Source organism: Mucilaginibacter sp. 22184, assembly GCF_052045695.1.
Lineage (GTDB): Bacteria > Bacteroidota > Bacteroidia > Sphingobacteriales > Sphingobacteriaceae > Mucilaginibacter.
In genome coordinates this window covers 46,469-59,395 of sequence record NZ_JBQEPI010000014.1, presented here as the reverse complement: position 1 = coordinate 59,395, position 12,927 = coordinate 46,469, and the positions used below count along the sequence as shown (strand labels likewise).

Here is a 12,927-nt window from a genome sequence, read left to right as displayed (position 1 = left end):
CGAAATGACAACCTTTTTATTTATTTCCGATAATTATAGATTGAAGCTAATCAACGGCGCCAAGGAAAAACGTACCACATAAAACGTCCAACGTAAAACCTAACCCCCTACTTCCCTTCCACCTTTGGAGCCCTTTTATCAGGCATGGGGCCGCGTTGGTGAATGATGAGGCCGTTCAGAAAATTACGCAGGATCTGATCGCCGCAGGGCTTAAAGTTGGGGTGGTCATCCGCGCGGAAAATAGCGCCCAGTTCCGTTTTGGTGATACGGAAGTTAACCAGTGCCAAAACTTTTACAATATCATCATCGGTAAATTTCATCGCTACACGTAGCTTTTTCATGATATCATTATTGCTCATGCTCTTCTCAGTTTTATTATCTTGAAATATCTATTTTAACTTTTTTGTTTTTGATCTTCTCGCCTTTTACAGCCTGTACCGCGCGTTCAATGCAGTTACGTTTTACGGCTACGTATGAGGCGTAATCATGAACCTCTATCAGGCCTACATCATCTTTATCCAATCCGCCTTTTTTAAGTAACAGGCCTACAACATCTATCTTATTTACTTTATCCTTTTTACCCGCAGCTATGTACAATGTAGCCCATGGCGATAACGGTGGTATCACCGGGTTTTCGGGCAATTCTTCAATCTCGGGCATTTCTTTTAAGTAAGAAGGTCTTTCATCGGGTGCCAGGATCAGGTATGATGTCCCTTTGGCATGCATACGTGCGGTACGACCGTTACGATGCGTATAAGCCTCCTCATTATGCGGTAGCTGGTAATGAACCACATGTTCAATTTCGGGAATATCCAGCCCGCGGGATGCCAAATCGGTGGTTATTAACAGCCGATGACTGCCGTTCCTAAACTTGAGCAAAGCCCGCTCGCGATCTTCCTGCTCCATCCCTCCGTGAAATATATCGTGCGGTAGGCCACGGTCATACAACAGGTCGCTAATACGTTCAACCGCTTCCCGATGATTACAGAACACCAGTGTAGCATTGTCGCCTATTTTGCAAATAAGGGCAAACAGGGCATCCAACTTATCAGCGGCTTCGGCTATAACAGCTTTTTGTTTGATATCCGGTGCGGAAGCAGCATTGGTAAGATAATCCAGTGTTGTAGGTTTTACCATACCTGTAAAAGCCGGGATCTCGTCCATTTTAGTGGCCGATGTGAGGATGCGTTTTTTAATGGCCGGAATCTGTTTAATGATGTAGGTCATATCCTCCTGGAAACCAAATTCCAGCGCTTTGTCAAACTCATCCAGTATCAGGGTGTCGATAGTGTCTGTACTAAAGCTTTCGCGGCGCAGGTGATGCGCGATACGGCCAGGTGTACCAATTAATACCGCAGGCGGTTGCGACAGATTGTTCCGCTCAATTTTTACGGGATGACCACCATAGCAACAGTTTACTTTAAAACCACTGCCAATGGCCTTAAAAACCTGCTCTATCTGCAAAGCCAACTCACGCGATGGCACCATAATAAGCGCCTGCACGGTAGGAATATTAGTATCCAGCAAACCCAGCAATGGCAATAAAAAACCCAGCGTTTTTCCCGAGCCCGTTGGCGACAGTAGTATTACATCGCTTTTTTTTGCGGCGCTGATAGCGGCCTCCTGCATGGGATTTAACGCGTTTATCTTAAGGTTCAGAAGTGCTTGCTTGATCATTATTTGTGCTGGAGTATGCGCAAAGATAAGCTAAATAAAATAGGCCTTTAAATTTTGTCGTGCTGAACGGAGTGAAGCATCAATTTACAGGCAATAAAAAAAGCACGTCATTGCGAGCGTAGCGTGGCAATCCCAAACTATACAGAGCGGCTCTACAAATCGGGGATTGCCACGCTACGCTCGCAATGACGCGCGAAAAACGTACTCACCACTATCGTCCTAGCTTATTCATCCACCTTCTCATCTTCCAGCTCATGGCGGGTTTCGTCTTGTATATAGGTGGCTATTTCGGCTGCCTGTTCATGGGTCAAGTCGCCAAAGCCGGTGTATTCCCATTCGCGCAGGTCGTCGTCAAAAACAATATCGCCCAAACCCACTTCTCCCTCACTTAGTTTAAATACGCCGGTTATATATAAAGTCCCTCCAGATATGGTTTGATTTACTGGCTTTATGGTGATGGTACGTTCGCCATCTTCGGTGTATAATTTATATTCTACCGCTTTGATCATCTCTTTGATTTGTTTAGATATAAGACAATCGCCAAATGATTTTGTTTATTTTATCACACTACAAATGAAGCCATTACCAACCCATAATTTGCATCACCCGCTTAAATTCGGGCTGCAAACCAGCATCAATTTGTGCGGTCTCGCCGGTAACCGGATGAGTAAACTCCAGGTGCGAGGCGTGAAGTAACATGGTTTCCATATCCCAGGTTTCTTTAAACAGCTTGTTCTGCTTGTTGCAGCCGTGGGTACGGTCGCCTATAATGGGGTGAAAAATATGACTAAAGTGCTTGCGCAACTGGTGCATGCGTCCGGTAGTTGGTACAGCCTCAACCAGCGAATAGCGCGATGTAGGGTGCTTTCCCAGGGCTATATCCAGCTCGGCACGTTTTAAAGTAGTGTATTGGGTAAAAGCATCCTGTAGCGTGCCATTCTCTTTGCGCAGCGGGTAATCGATCTCTTCCTGATCGGGGGTATGCCCGCGAACAATAGCCAGGTATTTTTTACGCACCTGGTTTTCCATAAACTGCTGCTGCATGGCAATTTCAGCAGTTTTATTTAGCGCAAACAGCAATATCCCACCGGTTTTCCTGTCGATACGGTGAGTTGGGTTTACCTTCTGACCTATCTGGTCGCGCAGTAATTGCAGGGCAAACTCCGATGCATCAGCAGCTATGGGCGACCGGTGTACCAGCAGTCCGTGTGGTTTATTGATGGCGATAAGATGTTCATCGCGGTATATGATCTCTAACATGCAGCACTCATTCAAAACGCGAAGGTACAACGCTACGTAACAATTTCATTTTACAAAGTATACTTAACTAAAAAAAATATTTTAAATAGTGTGCTTTTTATATCTTTAGTACCAAACTAAAATCTTTTTGCAATATGGCCACTACCTCAACCGCACCGGCAGGCAATGCCGATGATATCAACAAGGCGTCAACCCGCTTATTTTCATTAGATGCCCTGCGCGGATTTGATATGTTTTGGATTATGGGCGGCGAAGAGATTTTTCATACCCTGGCCAAAACCACCAAATCGCCGTTCTGGGAGGCCATAGCACTACAATTTACCCACCCCGACTGGAACGGTTTTCATCTGTACGATCTGATATTTCCGCTGTTCCTGTTCATGGCAGGTGTATCCACGCCATTCTCGGTAGGCCGCGAACTGGAAAAGGGCAAAAGCAAAAAGCAATTAACCTTAAGAGTAATCAGAAGGGCTGCCATATTAGTGCTGCTGGGCATTGTTTACAATAATGGGCTAAACATTATGCCTATATCGCAAATACGTTTTGCCAGTGTGCTCGGGCGTATTGGTATCGCTTATATGTTTGCCAATATTATTTACATCTACAGCAAAGAACGTATGCAAATGATATGGTTCTGGGTATTTATTATCGGCTATTGGCTGCTGCTCAAATTTGCTTCGGCACCGGGTTTCCCACATGGCGATCTGACCATGCAGGGCAATTTCGCCTCGTATATGGATCGTTTGATATTACCAGGCAAACTGTATTTAGGTATTCATGATCCCGAAGGCTTATTCTCAACCATACCGGCTATCAGCACCGGATTACTGGGTATATTAACAGGTCAGCTCCTGAAAAAAACAGGACTGGCTCAAACCCGCAAAGTAGCCATCATGGCGGTTACCGGGGTTATATTCCTCATCATCGCACAAATCTGGAACCTCGATTTCCCGATCAATAAAAACCTGTGGACAAGCTCTTTCGTGATGCACGTCGGTGGCCTGAGCCTGCTGTTGATGGCACTGTTTTATTATATTATTGATGTACTGGGTTATAAAAAGTGGGCCTTCTTTTTTAGGGTCATCGGCATGAACTCCATCCTCATCTATATCTCCGGGCATTTTATCAAATGGCAATACACCAGCAATGCCTTTTTTGGCTGGATAGGTCAATTAATTGGTGACCCTTATAATATTGTGGTGATGGCAGTGTGCTTTATCATGGTGAAATGGGTTTTTCTTTATTACCTGTATCAGAAAAAGACATTTTTACGGGTGTGACCGTTGATGATTTTGATTGCGCTGATTTCGTTGATTATCTGAACCTTGATTTATATGATTTTTCACGAGTTAATTTTAATTGGTGTTCAAGAAGGCTCCGCCGTTAAGGGATTACCACGATTTTATCTTTTGGTAATCCCTTAATTCGAAAACTTAATCCCAGCTCAATAAAAAGACATCAGCGAAATCATCAAACAAAATCAACGGTTAAGCCACTCCTGCTGTTCCTCGGATGCAAAGAATGTCCAGGCCATGATGCGGCTAACTTTTTGTCCTTGCGACATATTGATGGTTTGCACCTCTTTGGCTCCGGCTTTTTGAAGAGCGTTGTACAAAACACGCAGGTTTTCCTTTTTTGATACCAATGAGGTAAACCATAAACATTGTTTGGCAAAGCGGGTACTTTGCGCAGCCATAGCCTTTAAAAATGCAGCCTCGCCACCTGGATACCATAATTCGGTATTCTGCCCGCCAAAGTTTAATAGCGGTTCTTCTTTGCCTTTCGCAGTATGCAAGCCAAGGTTATTCCATTTACGGCGTGATCCTTCAGCCGCTTCCCTTACAGATGCATGAAACGGCGGGTTGCACATAGTGAGATCGAAAAACTCACCGGGCTTTATGGCGAATGTAAAAATATCGGCCCGGTGTTTTTGCAGGCGTAATTCAACAGTTTTTTTCAACTGATCATTATTATCGATGATCTTTTGCGCTGATTCAATAGCTGTCTCGTCAATATCAATCCCCACAAAGCTCCAACCGTATTCTTGCACGCCAATGATGGGATAAACACAGTTGGCGCCTACACCAATATCCAGCACACGTACCTTTTTGCCTTTGCGTACTACACCTCCGTTTGATGTAGCCAATAAATCGGCCACGTAATGGATATAATCGGCGCGACCAGGTATAGGCGGACACAAATAGCCCTCCGGAATATCCCAGCCGGCAATTTGATAGTGATGCTTTAACAATGCTTTGTTCAGCATCTTTACAGCATCGGGATTGGCAAAGTTGATGGTTTGGTTATCGTACTGGTTTATTGTAACAAAAGGCCGTAAAGTCGGCGTAGCCCTCATCAGCGCTTTAAAATCGTACCCCAGGCGGTGCTGGTTACGCGGATGCATAGTTTCTTTTGCTTCGGGTTGGTTTGGGACTGATTCTGGCAAGTTGTTTATTTTATTTATGATTATCCTACAATGCTGCCCAAATTGGCAGGTGAATAGTTTATGGATTTCAGGGTTTTGTTGTCCGATGTACGGTATACTAAAAACAGCCCGTCAATCTCTTTATAGTGTGATTCGGTACCGGCTGTATTGCGGTAATGCTCAATAGTTTGGTTAGCCTCCTCGATGGTTTTGCAGGCTTTGCTCATGTTGGAGCGGTGCACCTCATCAAACAGTTCCTTAAATTTTTGACCCAGTCCAAATTCCAGTACAGCGCCTGATAGAACGTATTGCAGATCGCAAAGTGCATCGGCTATCTCAACCAGGTTATTATCATCAACGGCCTGTTGAAGCTCTTTTAACTCTTCGGCCAGCAATTCAATACGCAACTGACTGCGTTCTTTTGACGGAATAGCCGGTTCGGCAACAATAGGATGTTTAAAAGTGGTATGGAATTCGGCTACCTGGTTTAACGAGTTTAAATCTTTGATCATGATATGAAAACAATATAAGCGCTGCTAAGTTATCAATTAACCCAAAAGCTTTCAAAAAATCATTTTTCTTACATAAACGATAATATCGACTGACTCGCTCATTTTTTCACCAATTTAATTAAAATGCCAACTAATACCGGCCTATTGATAATATACAATTAATATAAGATGTTAATATTAGTGTCCTAAAAATGAATAGAATAGCTTGTTTGCTTTATTAATAATTACTTAACATTAGCTATCTTTATTAACATAAACATAATATTAAAAACACTGTTTATTAACTTAGCTTTGTGCCGAAAAATAATTTAGAACTTCCTTGTCCAGTAATATGAAAAACGATAAAAATAAAACCGCAGTTAAAGAAGCCCGTAAGACGCTTAAGAAACAATTGAACGACAAACTGTCTGCCCAAATCAAAACTGTGGTAGGCGAATTTGAATCAGATTTAAAAAAAGTGAACAAGGCCATTGAAAAAGCCGCAAAAAATCTGGCAAAAGCATTAGCTGCAAAAATAGATGCAGAAGCTCCTGCTAAAAAAGTAACCACTCCGCAAGCATTGGCTACTAAAGATAAAAAAGTGGCTACTCCACAGGCTCTTGCTGCTAAAGATAAAAAAGTAGCTACTCCACAGGCTCTTGCTGCTAAAGATAAAAAAGTAACTACTCCGCGGGCTCTTGCTACTAAAGATAAAAAATAACCAGCCCCTAAGATGTAGCTCTATGTAAGAACATTGCTATACTCAAAAAAGCAAGACATGAAATTGTCTTGCTTTTTTTGTTAACGCTATCTTAGGCCTATGCCTCGCCGGTTAGCAATCGCTAAACCCATTATTACATCAACAAGCCGCATTTCGCCTGTTTTTAGCTATCGTAGTGGTAAAGTAGTGCTCCATTAATATAATCCGCACTATTTCCGGTTTAGATTTGCTTAAAGGCATACAAAACAAATTTGTTTAAATAAATTCGTGCCTAAAGCAAGCCTGGCTGGCTAAAAGTTAATACGCGTACCTATTCATATTTCACAGTTAAACCCTTGTAAATGCAACAGCTACCTAAGCGCCTTTTATCTATCGATGTGCTGAGAGCCATCACCATGCTATTAATGATATTTGTTAATGATGCCAGCGGTGTAAAAAACATTCCCGAATGGATAGACCATGCGCCCGGTAAAGCCGATGCCATGGGCTTTGCCGATACCATATTTCCGGCGTTCCTGTTTATTGTAGGTCTGTCATTACCTTTTGCTATCAAAAACAGGCTCAACAAAGGCGATTCCTTTACCTCTATTTTAGTTTACATACTTACCCGGAGTTCCGCCTTACTGATTATGGGGTTTTATCATGTAAACCTGGAAAGTTACAGCAATACCTCCGTGTTGCCTAAAGCGCTTTGGGCCATACTCATCACGCTGGCTTTTTTCCTGATATGGTTGGATTACCCCGAAACCTTGGGCAAAGCCAAAAGATACACTTTACAGGGCCTGGGTATAGTTATACTGATTGCCATGGCCATTGTATACAAAGGAAATGACGACGGCGAAATTACCGGCATGCGACCTGAATGGTGGGGAATACTGGGCATCATTGGCTGGGCCTATCTCATATGCGCTCTAGTTTACTTACTTGCCAAAGGCAAATTAAATATCATTTTTCCGGTACTATTATTATTTGTGGCCGTCAATATAGCTCGCCATACCGGCATCATCCATAAAAGATTATTCCTCATTGGCGATGCCTCGTCCCTATGTTTAACCATGGGCGGCATTGTGATATCTGAATTATATGCTCGCCTGGTTACGCTTGGTAAAACGCAACGTATGTGGCTCATTTTTGGGCTTACCGGAGTATTACTGATCGTGCTTGGATTGGTGATACGCCCCTACACGCAAGGTATCTCTAAGATTCGCTCCACACCAGCCTGGATATTTATTTGCAGCGGTATCTCCATTCTGGTATTTGAGCTGATGATTTACCTGGTTGATGTAAAGGGAAAGAAGAACTGGTTCACATGGATCTGGCCGGCGGGTACCAGCACACTTACCTGCTATCTGATGCCTTATTTCCAGGTTTTTCTGCTGATGCTTTTTCATATTAATTATCCGGATATTTTTAATTCGGGCATTATTGGCTTAGCCCGTTCCATGGCTACCGCATTTATATTAATTGCACTGGTTGGACTCATGGAAAAAAAGCGGATCAGACTTAAAGTTTAACATATCATACTTAAACCTCATCATAAAATGATCAACCTAAAATTTTATAAACAGGCGGCAGCCAAAGCCATGCTTTGCTTATTGCCATTTTTACTGCCTGCAATTACGCTCCAGGCACAAAAAGCAGCCAAGAAACCTAAATATGTAATTATTGGGTACGTTGGCGGTTACAAAGGTGTAGCCAATATGGAAATGGTAAACCCCGAAAAATTGACCCACATTAACTACGCCTTCGTAAACGTAAAAAACAACCGGGCCTTTTTAAGTCATGAGAGAACGGATACCATCAATTTCAGGAACCTGGTGCAGCTTAAAAAGCGTAATCCTGCTCTTAAAGTGCTCATATCCATAGGCGGGTGGACCTGGAGCGGCAATTTTTCCAATGCCGTACTCACAGATACTGCCCGCGAAGCTTTTTCGGCCAGCGCAGTGGCCATCATTAAAAAATTTGACCTTGACGGTATTGATATCGACTGGGAGTACCCCGGTATGGCGGGCAACGTGGGTAATATTTATCGCCCCGAGGATAAAGTAAACTATACGCTCATGTTTAAGGCCCTACGCCATGACCTGGATATACTGGAAAAACAGGCCGGCAAAAAGCTGCTGTTGACTACTGCTGTTGGCGGTTTTAAACGTTTTTTAGATCATACCGAAATGGATAAGGCCCAGCAATATCTTGACTATATAAATCTCATGACGTATGATTATTTTCAGGATAGCTTAGGCATAGCAGTTCATCATACCAACCTATATGCATCCAAACAGTACCAGACCGAAAATTATGCAGATAAGGCCGTATCTGATTTTATTGCAGCTGGGGTGCCTGCCAGTAAACTGGTGTTGGGAGTAGCTTTCTACGGACGCTCATCGCGTGTACTGGATATCGCCCAAAACGGATTAGGAATGAAAAGAGCGGAATATATACATGTGGGCGGCTATACACTGATCAAAGACAGTCTGCTCAACCAAAAAGGCTTTAAATATTACCGCGATCGTAATGCCGAAGCACCTTACCTGTTCAATGCCAGCACCAAGCAATTTATATCATACGATGATGAATGGTCGATAAAAGCCAAATGCCATTACCTCATTAAACATAAATTGGCCGGGGTAATGTTTTGGGAATATGCTGATGATAAAAAGGAATATTTATTAAATGAGATAGATGCAAGATTGAGGGCGAGATAATATTTAAGAAAAAACTACTTATAATACTTATAGTTTGTTAAGTATTATAAGTAGTTTTTTTTATTACCGGGCTCTTAAGCCAATAAAATGATTAGCATAATCAATTAAGAATGAATTGTAGGCAAAAAATGGTAATCCTATTATTGATCTTTCAATTTTAGCTGCCGGGATCATCTTTGTACTCTGCGCCCCTCTATCTGCTATATAGGAATAGTTATATCCCTCATTAGAGATAAAACTAACATTGGTTTGATCATCTAACAATTGTGTCTGATTGCCCAGGTTCTCGGGAAAAGAAATTATAACACCTTGCGGGGTACCGCTATCAAATAACATCTCACCATTAAACGTTTGATCATCAATTGTAAATTTACCATTAACAAAAGGTGAAAAGACCAGGCCGCTGGTTGCTATGTGTTTTTGTTGTATAATAAAGTCTTGCTCCATATTGTTGGTTACTCCTACCTGTAATAGGGCCGCACTGTTTAGCTGTAAGTTACCGGCTGTTGCCTGCCCTGGAACTGTACTATCATAAAAATTGCTGTATGATCGTAATTTAAAACCCGGCGAAACGCCGTTACCAAAGTTAATGTAGGCAAATGGACTACGCATATCTCTTCGTGAGGTAACGATATCCTGAGTGGATAAACTTTGAGCTTCTACACCACATATTCCATCAAGATTAGGGTCTACCGTGGTGGCGTTACCCGTTGCTTTAACAATGCCCTTATAAATTAATAAAAATGGCATTGGCCTGGTGGTTAAATTGGCGCTGGCGTCGCCAATAACAATGCTGCCGTAGGCAATTTGACCATAATACACTCGCTCAGCACTGGGAGTATCACCATAGGTAGCAGAATCTCTGTGCGAGGTAATTGTAATACCGTTAATATCTATCTGATCCTTTCCATTCATGCTTATGCCATCCGGAGTAATTAAATTTGAAGGAATAAAGCTTTGAGCGGTAAGAATAAGCCCCTCGCTGCCGGTATCAAATACAGTTTTAATATTAACAGACTGATTACCTATTTTACTTATGGGTAATGCCAGTCGTGTGGGATATAGGTTATTGATTTTATATCCGAACAGCAAGTTTAAAGTCACAGGGTTATTAACTGTATTTTGTGTTGGTGGGGGTGGATTATCCAAACCAGGCTGCTGATTATTATCCGGACCGACATAGGTTTTAGTACAGGCAGTTAGTAATGTGACTGCAAAACAAAAGAGGATAAAGTTTTTTCTTTTAATTTTTTTTTAAAATTGTTTTCATTGAACTTGGGGTATTTTTTTAACTAATTGTCCAATGATAAAACAATAACAAAAAACTTTTATGAAGAAACGATTAAGTGGCAGTAAACATCTGATTTTGATTAAATTACTTTCCGACCCCTAGCCATAATATGCTATTTTCAAACAGTTTGTTTTGGATACCAGAGGTAAATATCTGGTCGCCGTGGCCCATGTTAATGTACAGCATTTTGTATTTGGTGTTAGTCCACACTACTGGGATGTCTCCATCGCGGATAATATCTTTTTTACCCAGAGGGTAATTGCCCGGATCAAGCGTTACCAAAACTTTAATATCCTTATTTAACCGCGGACTTGGTTTCCAGCCGTACCATTCATTTATAGGTGCTACAAAATGAGCTGGGATACCCTGAGTTACCGGGTGTTTAACATCATCAACCACCAACTTTGCCGGTAGTGGAGGCCAGCTGTTATTATAAAAAACCGAGCTGCCTAAAAAGCTTACAAACCAGGGCCATTTGGTATACTTATCGTTGTAGCCCGCTACGTGGAAGCCGATCCAGGCGCCACCATTATCCATGTATTTTACAAAAGCGGCGCGCTGTTCTTCGTTCTGCGGAAAATCATTCAGCCAGATGATGAGCTGGTAATTCTTCAGGTTTTCATCATTCAGATTTTTCCAGTTGGTGGTAGCCTCAAAAGTAAAGTCATCTTTAGCCGCCAGATCGGTAAAATACTTAATGGCATCGTTGGCAAAGTCAACATGATCCGATTCGACCGTGGTGGTGTAAAGAGCCAGCATTTTAAATTTAGCGCCCTGCGCAAACGCTGCCGTACAGCAAGCAATAGCTATCAGCAGGCAAAATATTTTTTTTAACATCATCTGATTATTTACTATCAACATTATTTACCTGCAGCCCAAAAAATAGCATTAGTGACCAATTTCACCCAGGCCGGGTTATCCAACAGGTTTGGTGAATGCCCCATGAAAATATAAACGTTACGGGCCTTTTTCTGCTCGTTTGTCCAAACCACCGGATGGTCGCCCATTTTGATATCGCCTTGTGGATCATACGTCGATTCATCAACACTGGCCAGCACGTGTACATTGGATCGGGGGCTTTTATCGTAGGTATACCATTCCTCCTGTTGTATCAGGAATGAGGGGGGCACAGCTTTCATCACCGGGTGCTTTTTGTCTTCTACATTCACCTTTCCTTTGGCAAATGTGGCGATGTAATTTTTAAAGCTGATACCGCCCATAAAGTTCGAGAACCATTGCCATTCATGATAGCCATCGAACTCGCCTAAAAGCGTAGCATGATGAAAACCTACCCAACCACCCTTTCCTTCATCAATATATTTCTGAAAAGCGGCTACAGCTTTATCTGTCCAGGCATAAGGTGCATAATCCAGCTGCAGAAACAATTGATACTGGCTTAAAAAGGCATCATCTATTTTATCGGTATTTTGAATATAGTCAATAGTAAAACCTTTTTCGGTGGCCAGCTTATCCAGCCATACTTTGGCGCGTTTCGAAAAATCAATATGATGCCCGCCGTTCTCGTACAAAGCCAATACTTTAAAGTGTTTGGTTTGTGCGCTAAGGTTAAGGCAAATGAATAAGCCGAGGCAAATAAATAGCAATAATTTTTTCATGTGTTTTTGTATAATGTATGTAAGGTTTTATTTATCCATAATGGTTTTAAACGAGGTAAGCAGCGTACGCGAATTGTTATTTAACCCGGTAAACAACTTTTTATCCTCTGCCGACCAAGGGTGGCCCTGGCGGTAATCCCACCAGCGGTATTCAATTTTGGAGTATTCATTTGTGATACCCTTTTCTATAGGCTTTTCGTAATAATTATAAGCGCGATAGGTATACCCCGTATCACTTATCGCGATAGCCACATTGAATTTTAACCAATAATAATTTCCCGAATCGCTGGTGACTACTTTAAACAATCCAAAGCCATTAATGGTTCCGGCTTGTTGATCGATAACAGCTTTACTCTCCGATTGATCCGGAAATACGGTATTGAACCATTTACTTGCCCGCTTCAGCAATTCGGCTTTACCGGCTATGTTTTTTGAAGTGCTTTCATAATTCACTTTCCCATTTTTCATGGGGATATCAATCTTCGCGGTATCTGCCTGGGCAAATGCAAATGCCGGCAATACTAAACAGCATAACATGAAGCAGAGGATAATAATCGGATTTCTTTTCATATAGGTTATAGGTAATCAAATGAAGGCCTCTACGTCAGCGGCCCTACAGCAATCAAATATCTTAATTTGCCCTTGTAAAAAGCCGTTATAGCTGCCCTACTTTACCACTACGATACACTGATTGCCGTTTTTGGACAAAAAGTTTCTCCTATAATTGCCCGACCTAAACCT

Annotated in this window: 14 protein-coding genes; 4 read left to right on the top strand and 10 right to left on the bottom strand. The window is 42.1% G+C overall.

What is annotated here, in order from left to right; genetic code table 11:
* Positions 1–107: 107 nt before the first annotated feature.
* From ACTJKG_RS25575 to ACTJKG_RS25560, 4 genes are all read right to left on the bottom strand, one after another.
* Complete coding sequence (locus tag ACTJKG_RS25575) at positions 108–359, bottom strand: DUF1456 family protein (protein WP_172336240.1); 252 nt, start codon at positions 357–359, stop codon at positions 108–110.
* 16 nt (positions 360–375) lie between these two features.
* Positions 376–1,677 (bottom strand): DEAD/DEAH box helicase, encoded by a 1,302-nt coding sequence (locus ACTJKG_RS25570; protein ID WP_440740763.1) that lies wholly within the window; start codon positions 1,675–1,677, stop codon positions 376–378.
* 224 nt (positions 1,678–1,901) lie between these two features.
* Positions 1,902–2,186, bottom strand: a complete 285-nt coding sequence (locus ACTJKG_RS25565) for a hypothetical protein (RefSeq protein WP_172336242.1) — start codon at positions 2,184–2,186, stop codon at positions 1,902–1,904.
* A 73-nt stretch (positions 2,187–2,259) separates the two neighbouring features.
* Positions 2,260–2,937 carry a pseudouridine synthase gene (locus ACTJKG_RS25560; protein ID WP_440740762.1) on the bottom strand — a complete coding sequence of 226 codons (678 nt, stop codon included), beginning with the start codon at positions 2,935–2,937 and terminating at the stop codon, positions 2,260–2,262.
* A 134-nt stretch (positions 2,938–3,071) separates the two neighbouring features.
* Here ACTJKG_RS25560 and ACTJKG_RS25555 point away from each other — a divergent pair, with 134 nt between their 5' ends.
* Positions 3,072–4,217 carry an acyltransferase family protein gene (locus tag ACTJKG_RS25555; protein WP_172336244.1) on the top strand — a complete coding sequence of 382 codons (1,146 nt, stop codon included), beginning with the start codon at positions 3,072–3,074 and terminating at the stop codon, positions 4,215–4,217.
* 200 nt (positions 4,218–4,417) lie between these two features.
* Here ACTJKG_RS25555 and rlmF read toward each other — a convergent pair whose 3' ends face one another.
* Positions 4,418–5,383 carry a 23S rRNA (adenine(1618)-N(6))-methyltransferase RlmF gene (gene rlmF / locus ACTJKG_RS25550; protein ID WP_253952256.1) on the bottom strand — a complete coding sequence of 322 codons (966 nt, stop codon included), beginning with the start codon at positions 5,381–5,383 and terminating at the stop codon, positions 4,418–4,420.
* Positions 5,384–5,403: 20 nt separating this feature from the next.
* Positions 5,404–5,874, bottom strand: coding sequence for a nucleoside triphosphate pyrophosphohydrolase family protein (locus ACTJKG_RS25545; protein WP_216650602.1), 471 nt, complete (start codon positions 5,872–5,874; stop codon positions 5,404–5,406).
* A 331-nt stretch (positions 5,875–6,205) separates the two neighbouring features.
* Here ACTJKG_RS25545 and ACTJKG_RS25540 point away from each other — a divergent pair, with 331 nt between their 5' ends.
* The 3 genes from ACTJKG_RS25540 (at position 6,206) to ACTJKG_RS25530 (ending at position 9,279) form a co-directional block, all read left to right on the top strand.
* Complete coding sequence (locus tag ACTJKG_RS25540) at positions 6,206–6,574, top strand: hypothetical protein (RefSeq protein ID WP_172336245.1); 369 nt, start codon at positions 6,206–6,208, stop codon at positions 6,572–6,574.
* A 341-nt stretch (positions 6,575–6,915) separates the two neighbouring features.
* Positions 6,916–8,088 (top strand): DUF5009 domain-containing protein, encoded by a 1,173-nt coding sequence (locus ACTJKG_RS25535; RefSeq protein WP_172336246.1) that lies wholly within the window; start codon positions 6,916–6,918, stop codon positions 8,086–8,088.
* A 27-nt stretch (positions 8,089–8,115) separates the two neighbouring features.
* Positions 8,116–9,279, top strand: coding sequence for a glycoside hydrolase family 18 protein (locus ACTJKG_RS25530; RefSeq protein ID WP_253952257.1), 1,164 nt, complete (start codon positions 8,116–8,118; stop codon positions 9,277–9,279).
* Between the two features lie 63 nt (positions 9,280–9,342).
* Here ACTJKG_RS25530 and ACTJKG_RS25525 read toward each other — a convergent pair whose 3' ends face one another.
* The 4 genes from ACTJKG_RS25525 to ACTJKG_RS25510 all read right to left on the bottom strand — a co-directional run bounded on the left by ACTJKG_RS25525 (position 9,343) and on the right by ACTJKG_RS25510 (position 12,756).
* Positions 9,343–10,383 (bottom strand): hypothetical protein, encoded by a 1,041-nt coding sequence (locus ACTJKG_RS25525; RefSeq protein WP_440740761.1) that lies wholly within the window; start codon positions 10,381–10,383, stop codon positions 9,343–9,345.
* Positions 10,384–10,654: 271 nt separating this feature from the next.
* Positions 10,655–11,410, bottom strand: a complete 756-nt coding sequence (locus ACTJKG_RS25520; RefSeq protein ID WP_440740760.1) for a ThuA domain-containing protein — start codon at positions 11,408–11,410, stop codon at positions 10,655–10,657.
* A 20-nt stretch (positions 11,411–11,430) separates the two neighbouring features.
* The gene (locus tag ACTJKG_RS25515; protein ID WP_172336249.1) at positions 11,431–12,186 is read right to left on the bottom strand and encodes a ThuA domain-containing protein; all 756 of its coding nucleotides are present in this window, start codon (positions 12,184–12,186) and stop codon (positions 11,431–11,433) included.
* Positions 12,187–12,213: 27 nt separating this feature from the next.
* Positions 12,214–12,756: a DUF4468 domain-containing protein gene (locus ACTJKG_RS25510; protein WP_172336250.1), complete on the bottom strand. Its 543-nt coding sequence runs from the start codon at positions 12,754–12,756 to the stop codon at positions 12,214–12,216.
* Positions 12,757–12,927 lie beyond the last annotated feature (171 nt).